The organism is Streptomyces sp. NBC_00654, from assembly GCF_026341775.1.
Lineage (GTDB): Bacteria > Actinomycetota > Actinomycetes > Streptomycetales > Streptomycetaceae > Streptomyces.
This window is the reverse complement of the sequence record NZ_JAPEOB010000002.1, coordinates 723,521-742,422: the sequence shown is the minus strand read 5'-3', so window position 1 is coordinate 742,422 and position 18,902 is coordinate 723,521. Positions and strand designations below refer to the sequence as shown.

Here is an 18,902-nt window from a genome sequence, read left to right as displayed (position 1 = left end):
AACCGGTCGTCCGAGGACCGGAACCGGTCACTTGAGACCGGCGGTTGCGAAGCCCTGCACGAAATAGCGCTGGCCGATGAGGAAGAGAATGACCATGGGCAGGGTGGCCAGCGTGGTGCCGGCCATCAGGAAGTGCCATTGGGGACCGTTCTCCGTCTTGAAGACGGAGAGCCCCACCTGGATCACGCGGAGGCTGTCCGTGCGGGTCACCAGCAGCGGCCACAGGAAGTTGTTCCACGAGGTCTCGAAGGTCAGCAGCGCCACGGTGGTGAGCGCGGGCTTGACCTGCGGCGTCATGATCCGGGCGTAGATCCGGAACTCGCCGAGCCCGTCGAGCCGGGCCGCCTCCTCCAGCTCCACCGGGAGGTCCAGATAGAACTGGCGGAAGAGGAAGACCGCGAACGGGGTGACGGCACCGGGGACGATGAGCGCCCACCAGGTGTCCAGCCAGCCGCTGCCGCCCTGGCCGAGGATGTCGTTCCCACCGGCCAGCGGCATGAAACGGACGATCAGGAACTCCGGCAGCACCTTGGTGTACGTCGGGATCATCAGCGCCGCGATGAACAGGAAGAAGATCACCTCGCTGCCGCGGAACCTGATCCGCGCCAGCGCGTACCCCGCCATCGAGGCGATCAGCACATTGAGCACCGTGTGGCTGAGGGCGATGATGAAGCTGTTGCGGGCGTACGTGGCGAACGGTGCCGCCTTCAGCGCGTCGACGTAGTTCCCGAACGCCCAGTGCTCCGGGAGGAGTCCGGCGTCCTGGGAGGCGATCTCCACCGGCGTCTTGAGCGAGGTGAGCACCATCCAGACGAACGGCACCACCATCAGCAGGGAGACCAACGACAGCGTCAGATAGAGCGCGATCCTCCCGCCGGAGACCGCCTTGCGCTTCTGCCGGGGCAGCGGCGCGGGCGCCGGCTTCTGCAGCTCAGCTGTGGCCACGGGTGCCTCCCATGATCCGCCGGTTGACCAGGGTGAAGCCCATCAGCAGCACGAACAGCACCAGTGACTGCGCGCTGGCGTAGCCGACGCGGAACTCCCGGAAGGCGGACTTGTAGATCTCGAACGTCATCATCGTGGTGCTGTTGGCGGGGCCGCCGTCGGTGAGGATGTAGATCTGGTCGAAGGACTGGAACGCGGTGACCATCGAGGTGATGAGCACGAAGAACGTCGCGGGCTTCAGCAGCGGCAGCGTGATGGAGAAGAACTGCCGTGCCTTGGAGGCGCCGTCCACCGAGGCCGCTTCGTACAGCTCCCTCGGCATGGACTGGAGCGCGGCCAAGTAGATGAGCATCTTCATGCCGATGCCCTGCCAGATGCCGACCAGGATCACCGAGGGCATCGCCCAGCTCGTCGAGGCCAGCCAGGCCGGACCGTCGACGCCCACGAACGACAGCAGCGCGTTGAGCAGGCCGTTGCCCGGGTTGTAGATCCACAGCCAGACCAGGGCGATGGCGACGGTCGCCGTGATCTGCGGCAGGAACACCGCGGTACGGAAGAGGCCGCGCGCCTTGAGACCGGTGTGCAGCGCCAGGGCCACCAGCAGGCCGAGCATCATCCCGACGGGCACGGTGAAGAAGGTGTAGATGACCGTGTTGACGACGGACTTGCGGAAGACCGCGTCGTCCATCATGTCCCGGAAGTTGTCCAGGCCCACGAACTGCGGCGCCGTCAGCACGTCGTACTTCGTGAAGGCCAGGACCACCGAGGCCACGACCGGCAGGCCGATCCACAGCGAGGCGTGCAGCAGCGCGGGCGCCACCATGAGCATGCCTGCCCGGCGGCGTCGGCGCCCGGGTCCCGCGGGGACCCGGCCGGTGCGACGCTTCGGCGCCGATTTCTCAGGTGAGGCGGGCGGCCGCGCGGGCCGTGCCTTCAATACGGATGTCGCTCCCACAGTGACGGGTCCTCACATCCGGCCGATGGCGGCCTCGGCGAGCCGGCCGAGTTCCGCGATGGCGTCCTTCGCGGACTGGTCGCCCACGATCGCGGGCTCCAGCGTCGGCTTGATCTTTTCGCGGATCTCCATCCAGGCCGCGGTGCCGCCCTCGGAGACGGCGTGCTGGAGGTTCTGCAAGGAGAGGTCGACGAACTGGTTCTCCTTGACGTAGCTGGAGTCGTTGAGGTCGCGCAGACCCGGCACCGAGCCGCGCTGCGAGGCCGCGCCGAGGATCGATTCGGGGGTCGCGAGGTACTCGACCAGCGCGCGTGCCGCCGCCGGGTGCTTGGAGCTCGCGGACTGGGTGACGAGTGTGCCGCCCTGGAGCATCGCCGGCCTGCGGTTGGCGAGGATGAACGCGCCCAGCTTGTCGTCCTTGATCAGGTCCGGGTTCTGTTCCTTGACCTGGACCCACTGGCCGCTCGTCGACATCATCATCGAGGCCTTGCCGGTCTGTATGTTCGTCGGTGCGCCGAGCTCCGTCTTCTTGGCGTAGACCGCCGAACCGTCCTTGACCAGGTCCTTGAAGAACTGCAGGGCCTCGACCCCGCGGGCGTCGGTGAACAGCACCTTCTTGCCGTCCTCGCTGAACAGCTGACCGCCGTTGGAGAAGAGGAAGGTCTCCCAGCACTGTCGCAGATCGATGGAGAACGGGTCGAATCCGACCCGTCCGTCCCTCGTCAGCTGCTTGGCCACGGCACGCAGCTCGGCCCAGTTGGCCGGGGTCTTCTTGATCCCGGCCTCCGCGAAGTGGTCCTTGCGGTAGACCACGATGCGGGTGTCCAGGATCACCGGAAGCGCGTACAGCTTGCCGTCGTAGCGGGACGGCTCCAGCACCCGCTTCTCGTAGTCGTGCGCGGTGGCCAGCTTCTCCGGCAGTTCGGCGATCGCCTTCTTGGCGGCGAACGGCGGTATCCAGCCAACACCCATCATCAGGACGTCGGGCAGCAGCCCGCCCGCGAGACCGGTGGTGATCTTCTCGTTCAGCTGGGCGTACGTGGTGTAGTCCACGTTCACCTTGACGTCCGGGTACTTCTTCCGGAACCCGCCGAGGATCTCGCCCTCCAGTACCTTCTTGCCCTTGGCGCCTTCGTAGATGGGGGTGAGCAGCGTGATCTCACCCTCGGCGGGGCCGTCGGCCGAACCGGCCGACGAGGAGCCGGTGCCGCAGCCGGTGAGGGCCGCGGCAGTGCCCGCGCCGATGACAGCGAGCAGCGACCGTCTGTTGAGTTCCATGGGACACCCCTTTTGAGGTGGAGACTGTGGATCGATCCAGCGAGGCATGTCCCAGCCATGGCCGAGAAGTGCTGGTAAATCGATGCACTGAGACTAGGAACGCCCGGAGAGCGGCGTCAACAGCTGATGCACAACAATTTTTCGGGAAAGTTAACGGGTGTATCGATGGAGAGAGTTAAGTAAATCGATACACTACGATCGGCACGGTGTTCCGAACCGGAGGTGGCATGAGCGGGGTTACGATCCATCAGGTTGCGGCGGCCGCGGGGGTGTCCGCGAGCACGGTCTCCAACGTCCTCAACGGGCGTACCGACCGTATGCAGGCAGCGACACTGGCCCGCGTCGAGCAGGCCATCGAGCAGCTGAGCTACCGGCCCAACCGGGCCGCGCGGATGCTGCGCACGGGCCGGATCAAGGTGATCGGCCTCATCGTGCCGTCCGTCGCCAACCCCTTCTGGGGGGCGCTCGCCCGCGAGCTGGAGGCCATCGCGCTCGCCGAGGGCTATCACGTCCTGCTCTGCAACAGCGAGCGCGACCCGGCCCGTGAGCTCAAGTACGGCGAGGAACTGCTCGCGGACGGGGTGAGCGGCGTAGTGCTCTGCTCATCGCTGCCCTCGCTCGAACATGTCGCGCCGCTGCTCAGCCGGGGTCTGAAGATGGTCGCCTTCGACCGCACGGCCCAGGCGGGCGACCCGGCGTCGCTGGCCAGCATCAGTGTGGACAACGCGATGGGCGCCGAGCTCGCCACCAGGCATCTGATCGAACTCGGCCACCGCAGACTCGCCTTCGTCTCCGGTTCCGTCAACAGTGTCAACCGCCGCGAACGGCTCCGCGGCTTCCGTGCCGCCCTGGAGTCGGCCGGCCTCGACCCGGCCGACGCGATCGTGTGGCCGGGCGCGGACACCGCGGAGTTCGGTGACAAGGACGCCGCCGAGCTGGGCCGGAACGCGGCCCGTGAGCTGCTGGCCGCGCCGCGTCCGCCCACCGCGTTCGTCGCGATCAACGACATGTGCGCGATCGGGATCTGCCGGGGGGCCAAGGACGCCGGGCTCAGCGCCGGAGCGGACATCTCGGTGGTCGGCTTCGACGACATCCTGCTCGCCGACCTCTTCGAACCCCCGCTGACCACGGTCCGCCAGCCGCTCCCCGAGATGGCCGCGGAGACGTTCCAGCAGCTCAGGGCCCGGATCGACGCGGCCCCCTCGGCAGGGCGCTCGCTGCTCATCCGCCCCCGGCTGGTGGTACGGGAGTCGACGGCACCGGCACCGGTACGGGTGCCCGCACCGACGCCCGCGCCCGCCTCCGCACCGACGCCCGCACCGACGCCCGCGCCGTCGCCGGTGGCGTGAGCACCGGAGCGATCGGGCCGGTGCGGATCGGGCCGGTGGCGCGGAGGCCGGTGCGGGCGCGGACGTCCGGCTCAGTCGGCCGAGGCCGTCCAGCCGGCTGCCTCGATCCGTACGGCATCCTGCGGTCGCGACTCGTCGAAGACCGTGCGGCCGCCGTCCCGGACCCGGATGGCGTCCACGTACGCGCCGCGGCCCACGTACAACTGGTCCGTGGTGTAACGCCAGCGCAGCCGCACCTCCTTGCCGCGCCACGCGACCAGATCCGCCTCCAGGCGGTGCCAGCGGCGCCCCGACCAGCCGGACACCGCGCCCGTCGGGTGGGGTTCGGGCTCCGGCGTTCCGGCTGAGCCCGACGCCGCCGTGGTGAACGGCACCGGCTGCCAGCTCACGCCCGCGTCGGCCGACGCCTCAAGGGCGAGGACGTCGGAGCCGGGCTCGGTGTCCCACCACAGCGCACAGCTCAGCCCGGCCCGCGCGGACACCGGGCGCAGCGCGGGCAGGGTCAGCGTGGCGGTGGTGGCACCGGCCATGCCGGAGAACCAGGCGGTGCGCCCCCGGGCGGGCCGCACCGCGACGGCCCGTGCCATCCGGTTCGCCGCGGCGACACGCGGGGCGCTGCCCGAGCGCCAGTTCCGTACGGGATGCACGGAATTGCCCAGCACGATCAGGAACGAGTCGGTCGACGGGTCCAGCACCAGGCTGGTGCCGGTGAAACCGGTGTGGCCCGCCGTACGGGGCGTGGCCATCGCGCCCATGTACCAGTGCTGGTAGAGCTCGAAGCCGAGGCCGTGCTCATCACCCGGGAACGCGGTGTTGAAGTCGGTGAACAGCAGCTCGACCGAGTCCTCGGACAGGATCCGGGAGCGGCCGTAGGCCCCGCCGTTGAGCAGCGTACGGGCGAGAACCGCCAGGTCCCAGGCGCAGGAGAACACCCCGGCGTGGCCCGCGACCCCGCCCAGGCCGTAGGCGTTCTCGTCGTGCACCTCGCCCCAGACGAGCCCGCGCTCCAGCCCCGACCAGGGCAGCCGGGCGTCCTCCGTGGCGGCGATCCTCGGCTTCCAGGAGGCGGGCGGGTTGTAGCGGGTGCGGTGCATCCCCAGCGGAGCGGTGATCTCCTCGCGGAGCAGTTCGTCCAGGGCGCGGCCGGTGATCCGCTCCAGGATCAACTGGAGCGAGATCAGATTGAGGTCGGAGTAGAGATAGGCGCTGCCGGGCGGGCTCGCCGGTACCTCGTTCCACAGCAGTCGCAGCTTTCCCTCCCGGGTCGGCTCCTTGTAGAGCGGGATCCAGGCCCGGAAGCCGGAGGTGTGCGTCAGCAGCTGACGGACCGTGATGTCCTTCTTCCCGCCGCCCGCGAAGTCCGGGAGGTACGAGGCGACCGTGGCCTCCAGCTCCAGCGCGCCCCGTTCGATCTGCTGCACGGCCAGGATCGAGGTGAAGAGCTTGGAGACCGAGGCGAGGTCGAAGACGGTGTCCTCGGCCATCGCGATCTGCTGCTCGGGGGGGAACTCCACCCCCGTGTCGGTCTTCTCGTCGTACGCGGCGTAGCGCACCGCCTTGCCGATCGGCCGGTGCAGCGCCACCGTGCCGCCGCGCCCGGCGAGCAGGACCGCGCCCGCGTACCAGGGGTGCGCGGGGGAGTCGGCGAGGTATTTCTCCGCATCCGTGACGAGTTGGTCCAGCGGCTCCTGGAGGAGTCCCGCGCGGGCGGCGGAACCGCGCCGCAGCGTGGGGCGCCCCCGCGCCGGTCCGCTGCCCTCGCCCTGGTCCATGCCCGTACCCACGCCCGTTCCTGTGCCCGGCTCCGCCCCGGCGGCCGTCCCCGCAAGGGGGATCGGTGCCAGGACGAGCGCTCCGCCCAGGGCAAGTATCCCGCCGCCCAGCCTCCGGCGGCTGAATCCTCTCCCCGTCGCGTCCCCGGTCATCCGCAACCCCTTCCCGCATCTGGGGGCGCCCACGGGGCGGCACCCGCGTGTCAGCGCCCGCGCGAAAGTAACTTTCGCGATCTCTCCGAAGAGTGAAACTTCTTGCCGCCGCCGAGATTACTGTCACCTCCGCCGCCCCGTACGCCCCCGGCGCCACAAAGAATCTGACACTGCATCAGAAAATCTCTTCCCTCGGTTGTCCGGCTGCGGCATCCTGCGGCCCATGGAGACGGAGCTGAGCAAGAAACTGGGGATCGAGCACGCCATCTTCGGCTTCACGCCGTTCCCCGCGGTCGCCGCTGCCATCACCAGGGCCGGCGGTTTCGGTGTGCTCGGGGCGGTCCGTTACACCGCGCCGGACGACCTGGCCCGCGACCTCGACTGGATGCAGGCGCATACCGACGGCAAGCCGTACGGCCTGGACGTCGTCATGCCGGCCAGGAAGGTGGAGGGGGTCACCGAGACGGACGTCGAGGCGATGATCCCGGAAGGGCACCGCAGGTTCGTCCGGGACACCCTCGCCAAGCACGGCGTACCCGAGCTCGCCGAGGGCGAGGCATCCGGCTGGCGCATCACCGGCTGGATGGAGGAAGTCGCCCGCAACCAGCTCGATGTCGCCTTCGGCTACCCCATCAGGCTCCTCGCCAACGCCCTCGGCTCCCCGCCCCCCGATGTCGTCGAACGCGCCCACGAGAACGGCGTACTCGTCGCCGCGCTCGCGGGCAGCGCCAAGCACGCACGGCGGCACGCCGAAGCGGGCATCGACATCGTCGTCGCCCAGGGATACGAGGCGGGCGGCCATACGGGCGAGATCGCCTCCATGGTGCTGGTCCCCGAAGCGGTGGACGCCGTCGGCCCGCTGCCCGTCCTCGCCGCCGGAGGCATCGGCAGCGGTGAACAGATCGCCGCCGGACTCGCCCTGGGCGCCCAGGGCGTCTGGCTCGGCTCCCTCTGGCTCACCACGGAGGAGGCCGACCTCCACTCCCCGGCGCTGACCCGCAAACTCCTCGACGCCGGATCCGGCGACACCGTCCGCTCCCGCGCCCTCACCGGGAAACCCGCACGTCAGCTGCGTACCGAATGGACCGACGCCTGGGACGACGCCGCCGGACCCGGCACCCTGCCCATGCCGCTCCAGGGACTCCTGGTCGCCGAAGCGGTCTCCCGGATCCAGAAGTACGAGGTCGGCGCCCTGCTCGGCACACCGGTCGGCCAGATCGTCGGGCGCATGAACACCGAACGCAGCGTCCAGGCGGTCTTCGATGACCTGACCCGCGGTTTCGAACGCGCCGTGGACCGCGTCAACCGCATCGCCGGACGGAGCGCCTCATGAACCAGCCGCCCAACGGCTTCTGGGCCCAGGCCACCGCCGACCCCGGCCGCACCGTCCTCGTCGCGCCCGACGGCGAGGAGTGGAGCGCGGGCCGGCTGCACGCCGCCGCCAACCGCATGGTCCACGGACTGCGCGCCGCCGGCCTCGGACGGGGCGACGCGTTCGCCGTCGTCCTGCCCAACGGCGTCGAGTTCTTCACCGCCTACCTCGCCGCCGCCCAGGCCGGTTTCTACCTCGTCCCCGTCAACCACCACCTCATCGGCCCCGAGATCGCCTGGATCGTCGCGGACTCCGGCGCCAAGGTGCTGATCGCCCACGAACGGTTCGCACCGGCCGCGACCGCCGCGGCCGACGAGGCGGGACTGCCCGCCACCCACCGCTACGCCGTGGGCACCGTCGACGGCTGCCGCCCGTACGCGGAACTGCTCGACGGCAGGCCGGACACCCCGCCCGGGGACCGGACGCTGGGCTGGGTGATGAACTACACCTCGGGCACCACCGGCCGCCCCCGCGGCATCCGGCGGCCGCTCTCCGGAAAACTCCCCGAGGAGAGCCACCTCGGCGGCTTCCTCGGCATCTTCGGCATCAGGCCGTTCGACGACAACGTCCACCTGGTCTGCTCGCCGCTCTACCACACGGCCGTGCTCCAGTTCGCGGGAGCGTCCCTGCACATCGGCCACCCGCTGGTCCTGATGGACCGATGGGCACCGCAGGACATGCTCAGGGTCATCGACGCGTACCGCTGCACGCACACCCACATGGTCCCGACGCAGTTCCACCGGCTCCTCGCCCTGCCCGACGAGGTGAAGCGCCGCTACGACGTCTCGTCGATGCGGCACGCCATCCACGGCGCCGCTCCCTGCCCCGACCACGTCAAGCGGGCGATGATCGACTGGTGGGGGCGGTGCGTCGAGGAGTACTACGCGGCCAGTGAGGGCGGCGGGGCGTTCGCCACCGCCGAGGACTGGCTGAAGAAGCCGGGAACCGTCGGCAGGGCCTGGCCCATCAGCGAACTGGCCGTCCACGACGACGACGGGAACCGGCTGGCACCCGGTGAACTGGGCACCGTCTACATGAAGATGAGCACCGGCGGCTTCAGCTACCACAAGGACGAGACCAAGACGCGGAAGAACCGCATCGGCGACTTCTTCACCGTCGGTGACCTGGGCATCCTGGACGAGGAGGGCTATCTCTTCCTCCGCGACCGCAAGATCGACATGATCATCTCGGGTGGCGTCAATATCTACCCCGCCGAGATCGAGGCGGCCCTCCTCGCCCACCCCGCGGTCGCCGACGCCGCCGTCTTCGGCATCCCGCACGGGGACTGGGGCGAGGAGGTCAAGGCCGTCGTCGAAGCGGCGGAGGGCCACGAGCCGGGTGAGGCGCTGGCCGCCGGGATCCTCGCCCACTGCGAACAGCGGCTCGCGGGGTTCAAGCGGCCCAGAAGCGTCGACTTCATCGCCGCGATGCCCCGCGACCCCAACGGCAAGCTGTACAAACGGCGCCTGCGCGACCCGTACTGGGAGGACCGCCCCGGCGCCCTGTGATCCGGCGACCGGTTCCCGGGGGAGGGACGGGGCCGCCCCCCCCCGGGAACCGGCCGGGGTGCCGGCAGCGGTGCCGGTCACTGGCGCCGGTCAGCGGTGCTCGCGCACCCGCTCCACCCGCAGTTCCGGAGAGCGCGCGATGTCCTTCTCGCAGAACCGGGAGGTCACCCAGCGCTCCTGGGAGTACAGCCGGGTCTGATCACTGAAGTGCGCCGACGCGGGGTTCGACGACTGGGAGTACGTCAGCAGCGTCCGGGCGACCGGGCATTTTCCGCCGTCCCAGCCGACCGCCTGGATGTAGCTGGAGCCGTCCGACACCTCGGTGTAGCCGCCGGCCGCCCCGTTCCACCGGGGCTCCGTCTTGTTCCAGATGCCCAGCGACTCCGTACCGCCGCTGATCGGAAGGCGCTGCCCGTTCCGCGCGACGAACTGGTGGTCGCCCAGCGGGGCGTCCGGAGCGATTCCCGCAGCCCGCAGCTCCGCCACGGCGTCGGCGAGCGCCGCCGTGACCCCGGGGGCCGAGGTGTTGAGGGTGTTCGGGGTCCGTACCGGATCGGCGGGGCTGTAGGGCACCTGCCACAGCCGGTCGGCGGGCACCTTCGCCGCCCGGCGCCAGAAGCGGTCGAAGAGCAGCGCGCCCCGGCTGGCGGTGTCCACGCTCCGGTCCCAGCGGCGCAGCACCGGGCAGGCCGCGGACACATCGACCGGTGAGCCGTCGGTGCCCACCGCGATGCCGCCCGGCAGCGCCGAGCACGCCGCCGCCATGTCGGCGGCGGTCAGATCACCGGCGGGCGCGCGGTTCGCGAACTGCTGGCGCTGCAGGTCCGCGACGCGCAGCCGCCCCCGCTCCGCCATCGCCGACACATCCTCGACCGCCCCGCGCGTACGCATCGAGCGGTTCGTCCCGATGGTGCCGAAGACCCGCTCGTAGCCCGTCAGCGGGTGTGCGGCGTTCGTCAGCCAGGCACTGTCGTTGGAGTTCTCGACATACTCGGTGTCCTTCAGCGTGGGCATCCGGCCCGGACCGAAGATCCCCGGCTGCACCGCGTCCGGGTCCGACCCCAACGCGCAGTCGCTCTTCGAGCCGTCCAGCACCGCGAGCCCGGACGAGGGGTAGGTCGCCCTGCCGAGCGCGGTCGAGCAGCGCCGGGCCAGGTCGTCCGTGATCCGGGGCAGGACCTGGGACTGGGAGAAGAAGGAATGCCCGGCGGAGTCGGCGGCGATCGTGTTCACCCAGGGGAGGCCCTGCGTACGGCGCAGCGCGTCCTGGATTCCGGCGGTGCCGCGCGCCCTGCTGAAACCGAGCGCCGTGTCCGAGGCGCGCAGATTCGACGCGTTCGGGTCGTTCAGCGCGTACGCGGTGTCCGCCGTCCACGGCAGCGGCAGCCCGGTGCCGAGCGAGGTGACGACCGGCCCGAACCGGGTCCACCACTGGGTGCGGGTCACCGGGGCGGCGTCCTTCACCGGCACCGAGACCGTGCGCTTCACCATCCGCTCCGGGACGCCGTCCACGAGGTACACGGTCGGGTCGGCCGGGTCCAGGGCCAGCTGGTGCAGATTGAGCGTGACGCCCGTGGCGACCGTATGGCTCCACGCGATGTGCGCGTTGTGCCCGATCGACATCGTGGACGAGCCGAGGAGCGATCCGCCCGAGACGTTCAGTTCGCCCGGAATGGTCTGCTGCGACTGCCAGAACCTGCGTCCGCCCTGCCACGGGTAGTGCGGGTTGCCGAGCAGCAGCCCGCGCCCGTTCGCCGTCGTCGCCCCGTTGAAGGCGACGGCGTTGGAACCCATGTCCGCGTTCTGTGTGGACAGCAGCCGCGCGGCCGCCTGTGCCGCCTCGCCCGGTGTCACACCGGGCTGCGCCGCCGCGCCGGACGGGGGTCGCGCGGCCGTGATGCCGTCGATACCCCGGCCCTGGCCGCCGAGCACGGAGAGCGCGAAGGCCCGGACCGCGACATCCAGCGCGGTGACGGGCCGTACCCAGGAGGCACCCCGGCAGGCCGGGTCGGTGATCCGGTTCTGCTCGATCCAGGCGTTGTACCCGGCCGCGAAGCCGCGCATCGACTCCTTCGCGTCGCGGCTCGGGCCCGCGGGCGCGGGAGTGCCCAGCAGCTTCTCGACGGTGCGGCTCCCGCGGACCCCGCGGAAGTACAGATCGCTGGAGAGGTTCGTGGACGCCGAGGACAGCGAACCGTCCGGCACCCCGTCCGCGCCGAGGTACGCGGAGCGTTCACCGCGCACCGTGAGGAACCCGTCGGCCAGGTTGCAGACCTGATCGGCCGCCTGCGCCCAGCCGTTGCCGAAGCCCAGATTCGCGTAGTCCTTCGCCACGATGTGCGGGATGCCGTACTCGGTGTACCGGATGACGGCGGAGAGACCGCCGCCGGAGGGATGCCGTTCGTGCGGGGCACCGGCCGCGGCGGGTGGCAGCCCGGCCGACACGCCGGCCAGCGCGAGACCGGCGACCGCGATCATTCTCAGACGGTTACGGAGGGACAAGTCTGCTCCCAACTGTACGGGTGGGAAGGATGGTTGCCCGAGGCTGCGGGCAGCCTGGCGTCACTCAGCCAGCAGCCTCGGGCATCTGTCAACCGGTTGATCGCTATCCGGCCTCTTGACCACCCGTTCGTGGCCGCACAGGATCACGCCATGACAGGTGTACGCAGCAGCACAGTCGACGGTGTCGTGACCCGCAGCGCACGGCGCACCCCCGGCCGCACCGCCCTGCGGTACGGCGGGCGGACCTGGACCTACGGGGCCCTGGACACCGCGGTCAGTACCGCGGCCGCCGTCCTGACCGGCGAGCACGGCCTGCGCCCCGGAGACCGGGTCGCCTCCTACGCGCACAACTCCGATGTCTACGTGATCGCCTTCCTGGCCTGCGCCCGCGCCGGGCTGGTCCATGTGCCGGTCAATCAGAACCTCACCGGCGAGGATCTGACGTACCTTCTCGGCCAGTCCGGAAGCTCACTCGTCCTCACCGATCCGGACCTCGCGGGACGGCTTCCGGCCGGAACCGGGGTGCGCGCGCTGCGCGACGCGCCGGACAGTCTGCTCGACGCGCTGGAGTCCCCCCGGCCCTTCACCCCCGAGCGCGAGCCGGGCGCCGACGACCTGGTGCAGCTGCTCTACACCTCCGGCACCACCGCCCTGCCCAAGGGCGCGATGATGACGCACGGGGCGCTGGTCCACGAGTACGTCAGCGCGATCACCGCGCTCGGTCTGGCGGCCGGGGACCGGCCCGTGCACTCCCTGCCGCTGTACCACTCCGCCCAGATGCATGTGTTCCTGCTGCCGTACCTCGCGGTCGGCGCCGAGAACACCATCCTCGACTCGCCGGACGCCGCCCGGATCTTCGACCTGGTGGAGGCCGGGCAGGCGGACAGCCTCTTCGCCCCGCCCACCGTCTGGATCGGGCTGTCCAACCACCCGGACTTCGCCACCCGTGAACTCGGCGCGCTGCGCAAGGCGTACTACGGGGCGTCGATCATGCCCGTACCGGTCCTGGAACGCCTCCGTGAACGGCTGCCGGACCTGGCCTTCCACAACTGTTTCGGGCAGAGCGAGATCGGGCCGCTGGCCCTCGTCCTCGGCCCCGACGAGCACGAGGGCCGGATGGACTCCTGCGGCAGGCCCGTCCTCTTCGTCGAGGCACGTGTCGTCGACGAGGACGGCGAGGAGGTTCCCGACGGAACGGCGGGCGAAGTGGTCTACCGGTCCCCCCAACTGTGCCGGGGCTACTGGGAGAAGCCCGAGGAGACCGCGGAGGCGTTCCGCGACGGCTGGTTCCGCTCCGGCGACCTGGCGGTGCGTGACCCGGAAGGGTTCTTCACGGTGGTCGACCGGGTGAAGGACGTCATCAACTCCGGCGGGGTGCTCGTCGCCTCCCGCCAGGTCGAGGACGTCCTCTACACCCATCCGGCGGTCGCCGAGACCGCCGTCATCGGGCTGCCCGACGAGCGCTGGATCGAGGCCGTCACCGCCGTCGTCGTGCTGCGCGGGGCTGCGACGGAGGCCGAACTGATCGACCACGCCCGCGAGAAGCTCGCCGGGTTCAAGGCCCCCAAGAGAGTCCTGTTCGTGGACGGACTCCCGCGCAACGCCAGCGGGAAGATCCTCAAGCGGGAGCTGCGGGACCGGTTCGCCGGCCGGCCGTAGAGCGGGTTCCGGCCCGAGGCGTGCCCGGGGCCCCGGTCCTGAGGATTCGTCGGGTCCCGGCCCCGAGGAGTTGCCCGGCGGAACGCCGCCCGGTGTCCGCCCCGGTACGCCCGTTCGCCGTCCGCCCGGGGGGTTCACCTCCACGGCCGTCCCCGCGTCGGTGACCTGCGAAAACGATCAAGCAGGAGCCGTCGTTGAGGCTGACCGGGTGAGGCCGGTGGCGATGCGTCATGTTGCGGAGGTGACGGGGTGTCGGTTGCCTCGGAGACGGAGCACAGCAGAGGCGCCGCGCAGACCGGCCGGACCCTGCTCCCGTTGGAGGATCCTCATGCGCAACACACGCGTCGGCGCAGGCGTCGCCCTGCTCATCGGTGCCCTGGGACTGTCGGTGCCGACGGCGGTCGCCGCCGACAGCCCGGCGGGCGAACAGGCCATCACCATCCGCCCGGGGCACGCCTCCGCGGGCTCCACCGTCACCGTCAGCACCGAGGCCTGCGGCAAGGAGACCTATGGCAAGGGGGTCTCCGAGCTGGGCGGGGACTTCCACCTCCTCGCCGGGGACCGCGAGGGAGTGCTCGTCGGTCAGTTCCGGATTCCGCTCGATGCCGAACCGGGCAGCGACACCGTCACCGTCAAATGCCCGCCCCGGATCAAGCTGACGGCAACGTACAAGGTCATCGGCCGGACCCCCAGCGGCTCGGTCGCCGCCGGCTTCGGATCTCCCACGGACCAGGGCACCCAGCTCGCGGTGGGCGGTGTGCTGCTCGCCGGAGCGGCCGCCGGTGGGGTGCTCAGGCTGCGCCGCCGCGTGAACGGCGGCGCCGTCCGCACCTGACGGCACACCACATCGCCTACGCCGTACGGGCCCCGGACGCCGCGTCGATCCGGGGGCCCGGACCGTACCCCCGTCCCACCCGCAGCGAGGCAGAGGCACAGACGCGATGGAAACCGGGCGCAAGACCAGCCAGTCCCCGCACTCGTTCGTCCCTTCGGCCAAGCACCTCGTCTGGGCCCTGCTGGCCGGGACCGTGCTCGTGATCAGCGGGACACGCGACAACGAACCGCCGCAGCCGTCGGCCGCGCAGGCGTTCAGCACCCCGTCGGCCACTCCGTCGGCACGGGTGCCGGCGCTTCCCCCGGCCGTCTCGCCGGCACCCCCCTCGGCAGCTTCCGGGAGCGCGGCGCCGGTGGCTTCCGCCCCCGTGCGGCCCGCCTCCGGAGCCGCCCCCGCGCGGGTCGCTCCACCGCTCGCGCCCCCCGCGGTCCGGCCGGCGAGGCCGCCGATGGCCCAGGCCTACTTCGCCCCCGTACGCACCGCCCCCGTACGCACCGCCCCCGTACGCACCGCCCCCGTACGCACCGCCCCCGTACGCACCGCCCCCGTACGCACCGCCCCCGTACGCACCGCCCCCGTACGCACCGCCCCCGTACGCAGCGCCCCCGCCCGCACCGCGCCCGCTCCGGCCCGCACCGCGCCCGCCCGTACGGCTGCTCCCTCCCCGGCCGCGCGTCCCGCCGTCCAGCCGCTGCCTCCCTCGGATCCGGTGCGCCTGCGGATCCCCGCGCTCCGTGTCGACGCCCCCATGACGCGGCTGGGCCTGGACGCGGCCGGGGCGCTGCGGCCCCCGCCCGACAACGACCCGCTCCTCGCCGGGTGGTACGGCGAGGGCACGGCCCCCGGCTCGACGGGGACCGCGATCACCGCCGGGCACGTGGACACCCGTGTCGGCCCCGGTGTCTTCCAGAAGCTCGGCCTGCTCACCAAGGGCGCCACCGTCGAGATCGTCCGGGCGGACCGGCGTACCGCCGTGTTCACCGTCGACGCCGTCGAGATCTACGACAAGAAGTCGTTCCCGGACAAGAAGGTCTACGGCCCCTCGGAACGCCCCGAGCTGCGAGTGATCACCTGCGGTGGGAACTACACGCGGAAGACCGGCTACCGGAGCAACGTCGTCGTCTACGCGACGCTGACCGCGGTCAAGTCCTGACCGCGCCCCGGACACCGTCGGCGCCACGGGGCATCCCCGGCAGCGGGAGGACACCCGCCGGACCGGCGGAACACCGGCCGGGACGCCCGTGGTTCAGTCCTCGTCCCGCAGGTCCACGATCCGCCTGATCTTGCCGACCGAACGCTCCAGCGACTCGGGGTCCACGATCTCGACCCCGACCGACACCCCGATGCCGTCCTTCACCGCCGCCGCGATGGACTCCGCGGCGGCCGTCCGCTCCTCGCCGGTGGCCTCGGCCCGCGCCTCCGCCCGGACCGTCAGCGCGTCGAGGCGCCCCTGCCGGGTCAGCCGCAGCTGGAAGTGGGGCGCCACGCCGACGGTACGCAGGACGATCTCCTCGATCTGGGTCGGGAAGAGGTTCACCCCGCGCAGGATCACCAGGTCGTCGCTGCGCCCGGTCACCTTCTCCATCCGGCGGAAGACCCGGGCCGTGCCGGGCAGCAGCCGGGTCAGGTCGCGCGTCCGGTAACGGATCACCGGCATGGCCTCCTTGGTTAGCGAGGTGAAGACCAGCTCGCCCTTCTCCCCGTCCGGCAGCACCTCACCGGTGAACGGGTCGACGACCTCCGGATAGAAGTGGTCCTCCCAGATGTGCGGTCCGTCCTTCGTCTCCACGCACTCCTGCGCGACTCCCGGGCCCATCACCTCGGAGAGCCCGTATATGTCGACGGCGTCGATCGCGAACCGCTCCTCGATCTCGCGCCGCATCTCCTCGGTCCACGGCTCGGCGCCGAAGATCCCGGTACGCAGCGATGTCGTACGCGGATCGACGCCCTGGCGCTCGAACTCGTCGAGGAGCGTCAGCATGTACGACGGCGTGATCATGATGACCTCGGGCCGGAAGTCCTGGATCAGCCGCACCTGCCGGGCCGTCATGCCGCCGGACGCGGGGATGACCGTGCAGCCGAGCCGCTCCGCCCCGTAGTGCGCCCCCAGTCCGCCGGTGAACAGACCGTATCCGTACGCCACATGGACCTTGTGCCCCGGACGGCCTCCGGCGGCCCGGATCGACCGGGCGACCACATCCGCCCAGGTGTCCAGGTCCCGCTGCGTGTACCCGACGACGGTCGGCCGGCCGGTGGTCCCGCTGGAGGCGTGGATCCGCCGGACCCGGTCCTCCGGCACGGCGAACATCCCGAAGGGATAGTTGTCCCGCAGATCGGCCTTGGCGGTGAAGGGGAAGCGGGCGAGGTCGGAGAGCGTACGGCAGTCCTCGGGACGCAGCCCCGCCTTGTCGAAGGCCGTCCGGTAGAAGCCCACGTTCTCGTACGCGTGCCGAAGCGTGGCGCGCAGCCGTTCCAGTTGCAGCGCCTCCAGTTCGTCGCGGCCGAGCCGTTCCGCTGCGTCCAGCAGAGCCGTCATGCGCGTGCTCCTCTCCCGAACGGGCGACCGATCATTCGGTCGATCTTCCCGGGAGCAGTAATTCAGGATGGAGAGTCCCTGGCAAGAGGCGTGCGCGGCCGATCGCCGGCCGGTCCGGCCGGTCGCCGTCCCGGCCGTCCGCGTGGGTCAGTCCCGGTGGAGCACGGAGGACAGGGCCTCGTGCAGGGTCGCCTCCGGGTCGGCGACGGAGCCCGTCGACCGCCATGCCACGAAGCCGTCGGGGCGTACGAGCACGGCGCCTTCGGCGGTGATGCCGTGCGCCCCGGCCCAGTCGGTGCCCTCCTCGGTCTCCAGGGCGGAGCCCGGTGCCGTGCCGATACCGAAGGCGTCCAGGCGGACCGACAGCCGGTCGGCGACCCGTTCCGCCGCGCGGCGCCATTCCGTGTCCCCGGCATCGCTGAGCAGCACGAAGGACCGCTCGTACAGATCGAGCGTGGACACACGTTCGCCGGACCGGTGTACCCATAGATGTGGTGCGCGGGAACCCGGTTCGCCGGTCAGCCGCATGCCGTCCGGAACCACCGCGACCTCGGGGTCCACCCCCAGCACGGCACCGTGGACGTAGCGGTAGCCCAGCACCACCGGCAGCATCCCGCCCTTCCGCCCGCCTCCGGGACCTCCGGGACCTCCGGGACCTCCCGGGCCTCCGGGACCTCCCGCCTCCGGCGCGGGGACGTAGCCGGGGTGGCTGTGCTCGCCGGAGCGGGCCGAAGCACGTGCGCTGGTCGCCCTCGCCACGGGAAGACGCTCCGCCTCGTAGGTGTCGAGCAGACCGGGGCCCGCCGCGCCGCCGAGCACCGCGGCCAGCTTCCAGGCGAGGTTGTGCGCGTCCTGGATACCGGTGTTCGAGCCGAACGCGCCGGTGGGGGACATCTCATGGGCGGAGTCCCCGGCGAGGAAGACCCGGCCGGACCCGTACCGCTCGGCCACCCGCTCGGCGGCGTGCCACGGGGCCTTTCCGGTGATCTCCACATCGAGACCGGGTGCGCCCACCGCCCGGCGGATGTGTTCGGCGCACCGCTCGTCGGTGAAGTCCTCCAGCGTCTCGCCCCGGTCGGGCTGCCAGGGGGCGTGGAAGACCCAGCTCTCCTCGTTGTCCACGGGCAGCAGCGCCCCGTCCGCCTCCGGGTTGGTCAGGTAGCACACGATGAAGCGCCGGTCACCGACCACCGCCGCGAGCTGCCGGGACCGGAAGGTGATGCTCACGTTGTGGAAGAGGTCACCGGGACCCGACTGGCCGATACGCAACTGCTCCCGGATCGGGCTGCGCGGCCCGTCGGCCGCGATGACGTAGTCGGCGCGCACCGTGCTGTGTTCACCGCTCTCGCGGTTCTTCACCACCGCGGTGACCCCCGAGCCGTCCTGGGAGAAGGACATCAGCTCGTGGGAGAACCGCACATCACCGCCCTGCTCGCGGGTGTGCTCCAACAGGACCGGTTCCAGGTCGTTCTGACTGCACAGGCACCAGCCGCTCGGGCTGAAACGCGCGAGCGCGCCACCGGGGTCGATCTCCTTGAACAGCCATTCCTGATCGTCGCCGGTCAGCGAGAACGCCTGGAGGATGCCGTGGTTGCCGGCGAGGACCGAGGCGGCGTCCCTGATCAGCGGCTCCGCACCGGCGACCCGGAAGACCTCCATCGTGCGCACGTTGTTGCCGCGCCCCCGGGGATGGGTCGAGGTGGCCGCGTGTTTCTCGACCAGCAGGTGCTCGACGCCGAGGCGGCCCAGGAAGAGTGAGGCGGACAGGCCCACCAGGGAGCCGCCCACGATGAGGACAGGTACGCGGAGGTCGACGTTCTCGTTCATCTGCTGCTCCAGCTCGGACGCCGTGCGGACGCAGTGTCCATGCCCTTGCCGGAAGCGGTTCGGACATCGGCTCACCTGAACGGTTCATTAATCTCGCACCAGCCGTACCAGCGTTCCACGATCAGTGAGGGAACGATGCCCGCGTGATGGGGGGGGCGGACGGCACACATGCGGTCGGGCGGGTCCCCGCTGTGAACCCCACCGGAATCCG

Annotated in this window: 12 protein-coding genes and 1 pseudogene; 6 read left to right on the top strand and 7 right to left on the bottom strand. The window is 71.0% G+C overall.

Translation table 11 applies throughout. From position 1 onward, the window contains the following. Positions 1 to 27: 27 nt before the first annotated feature. The 3 genes from OHA98_RS23540 to OHA98_RS23530 form a co-directional block, all read right to left on the bottom strand. A complete protein-coding gene (locus OHA98_RS23540; protein ID WP_266928725.1) occupies positions 28 to 945 on the bottom strand; it encodes a carbohydrate ABC transporter permease in 918 nt (305 codons plus the stop codon). After that, on the bottom strand, positions 932 to 1,768 hold the full coding sequence (locus OHA98_RS23535; RefSeq protein ID WP_266928724.1) for a carbohydrate ABC transporter permease: 837 nt from the start codon (positions 1,766 to 1,768) through the stop codon (positions 932 to 934). The genes OHA98_RS23540 and OHA98_RS23535 overlap by 14 nt, the downstream gene beginning before the upstream one ends. 144 nt (positions 1,769 to 1,912) lie before the next feature. After that, positions 1,913 to 3,178: an ABC transporter substrate-binding protein gene (locus OHA98_RS23530; RefSeq protein WP_266928723.1), complete on the bottom strand. Its 1,266-nt coding sequence runs from the start codon at positions 3,176 to 3,178 to the stop codon at positions 1,913 to 1,915. Positions 3,179 to 3,405: 227 nt separating this feature from the next. Here OHA98_RS23530 and OHA98_RS23525 point away from each other — a divergent pair, with 227 nt between their 5' ends. Continuing rightward, positions 3,406 to 4,527 carry a LacI family DNA-binding transcriptional regulator gene (locus tag OHA98_RS23525; protein WP_266928722.1) on the top strand — a complete coding sequence of 374 codons (1,122 nt, stop codon included), beginning with the start codon at positions 3,406 to 3,408 and terminating at the stop codon, positions 4,525 to 4,527. Positions 4,528 to 4,598: 71 nt separating this feature from the next. On the opposite strand, the gene OHA98_RS23520 is transcribed toward OHA98_RS23525, so the two are convergent. Then, complete coding sequence (locus tag OHA98_RS23520; protein WP_266928721.1) at positions 4,599 to 6,452, bottom strand: serine hydrolase; 1,854 nt, start codon at positions 6,450 to 6,452, stop codon at positions 4,599 to 4,601. Positions 6,453 to 6,675: 223 nt separating this feature from the next. Between OHA98_RS23520 and OHA98_RS23515 the strand changes: the two genes are divergently transcribed. Together OHA98_RS23515 and OHA98_RS23510 are read left to right on the top strand one after the other, a co-directional pair. Then, positions 6,676 to 7,785 carry a nitronate monooxygenase family protein gene (locus OHA98_RS23515; RefSeq protein ID WP_266928720.1) on the top strand — a complete coding sequence of 370 codons (1,110 nt, stop codon included), beginning with the start codon at positions 6,676 to 6,678 and terminating at the stop codon, positions 7,783 to 7,785. Further along, complete coding sequence (locus OHA98_RS23510) at positions 7,782 to 9,332, top strand: acyl-CoA synthetase (RefSeq protein ID WP_266928719.1); 1,551 nt, start codon at positions 7,782 to 7,784, stop codon at positions 9,330 to 9,332. The genes OHA98_RS23515 and OHA98_RS23510 overlap by 4 nt, the downstream gene beginning before the upstream one ends. 90 nt (positions 9,333 to 9,422) lie before the next feature. Here OHA98_RS23510 and OHA98_RS23505 read toward each other — a convergent pair whose 3' ends face one another. After that, the gene (locus OHA98_RS23505) at positions 9,423 to 11,834 is read right to left on the bottom strand and encodes a penicillin acylase family protein (protein WP_266928718.1); all 2,412 of its coding nucleotides are present in this window, start codon (positions 11,832 to 11,834) and stop codon (positions 9,423 to 9,425) included. Positions 11,835 to 11,984: 150 nt separating this feature from the next. Here OHA98_RS23505 and OHA98_RS23500 point away from each other — a divergent pair, with 150 nt between their 5' ends. The 3 genes and pseudogenes from OHA98_RS23500 to OHA98_RS23490 all read left to right on the top strand — a co-directional run. Continuing rightward, the gene (locus OHA98_RS23500; RefSeq protein ID WP_266928717.1) at positions 11,985 to 13,493 is read left to right on the top strand and encodes an acyl-CoA synthetase; all 1,509 of its coding nucleotides are present in this window, start codon (positions 11,985 to 11,987) and stop codon (positions 13,491 to 13,493) included. Positions 13,494 to 13,821: 328 nt separating this feature from the next. Next, a complete protein-coding gene (locus OHA98_RS23495; protein ID WP_266928716.1) occupies positions 13,822 to 14,328 on the top strand; it encodes a sortase in 507 nt (168 codons plus the stop codon). A 676-nt stretch (positions 14,329 to 15,004) separates the two neighbouring features. Continuing rightward, positions 15,005 to 15,481: pseudogene (locus tag OHA98_RS23490) on the top strand (class F sortase); the annotation flags it as partial. Between the two features lie 93 nt (positions 15,482 to 15,574). Here OHA98_RS23490 and paaK read toward each other — a convergent pair. Both paaK and OHA98_RS23480 read right to left on the bottom strand, forming a co-directional pair. Further along, positions 15,575 to 16,864, bottom strand: coding sequence for a phenylacetate--CoA ligase PaaK (gene paaK / locus OHA98_RS23485; protein ID WP_266928715.1), 1,290 nt, complete (start codon positions 16,862 to 16,864; stop codon positions 15,575 to 15,577). 147 nt (positions 16,865 to 17,011) lie between these two features. Further along, the gene (locus OHA98_RS23480) at positions 17,012 to 18,691 is read right to left on the bottom strand and encodes an FAD-dependent monooxygenase (RefSeq protein WP_266928714.1); all 1,680 of its coding nucleotides are present in this window, start codon (positions 18,689 to 18,691) and stop codon (positions 17,012 to 17,014) included. Between the last annotated feature and the right edge of the window lie 211 nt (positions 18,692 to 18,902).

What these genes read in the sequence shown, in the direction of transcription:
- OHA98_RS23495 (WP_266928716.1), top strand. Translation starts at nt 13,822, where the DNA reads ATGCGCAACACACGCGTCGGCGCAGGCGTCGCCCTGCTCATCGGTGCC.
- OHA98_RS23510 (WP_266928719.1), top strand. Translation starts at nt 7,782, where the DNA reads ATGAACCAGCCGCCCAACGGCTTCTGGGCCCAGGCCACCGCCGACCCC.
- OHA98_RS23530 (WP_266928723.1), bottom strand. Translation starts at nt 3,178, where the DNA reads ATGGAACTCAACAGACGGTCGCTGCTCGCTGTCATCGGCGCGGGCACT.
- OHA98_RS23515 (WP_266928720.1), top strand. Translation starts at nt 6,676, where the DNA reads ATGGAGACGGAGCTGAGCAAGAAACTGGGGATCGAGCACGCCATCTTC.
- OHA98_RS23500 (WP_266928717.1), top strand. Translation starts at nt 11,985, where the DNA reads ATGACAGGTGTACGCAGCAGCACAGTCGACGGTGTCGTGACCCGCAGC.
- OHA98_RS23525 (WP_266928722.1), top strand. Translation starts at nt 3,406, where the DNA reads ATGAGCGGGGTTACGATCCATCAGGTTGCGGCGGCCGCGGGGGTGTCC.
- OHA98_RS23520 (WP_266928721.1), bottom strand. Translation starts at nt 6,452, where the DNA reads ATGACCGGGGACGCGACGGGGAGAGGATTCAGCCGCCGGAGGCTGGGC.
- OHA98_RS23535 (WP_266928724.1), bottom strand. Translation starts at nt 1,768, where the DNA reads ATGGTGGCGCCCGCGCTGCTGCACGCCTCGCTGTGGATCGGCCTGCCG.
- paaK (WP_266928715.1), bottom strand. Translation starts at nt 16,864, where the DNA reads ATGACGGCTCTGCTGGACGCAGCGGAACGGCTCGGCCGCGACGAACTG.
- OHA98_RS23480 (WP_266928714.1), bottom strand. Translation starts at nt 18,691, where the DNA reads ATGAACGAGAACGTCGACCTCCGCGTACCTGTCCTCATCGTGGGCGGC.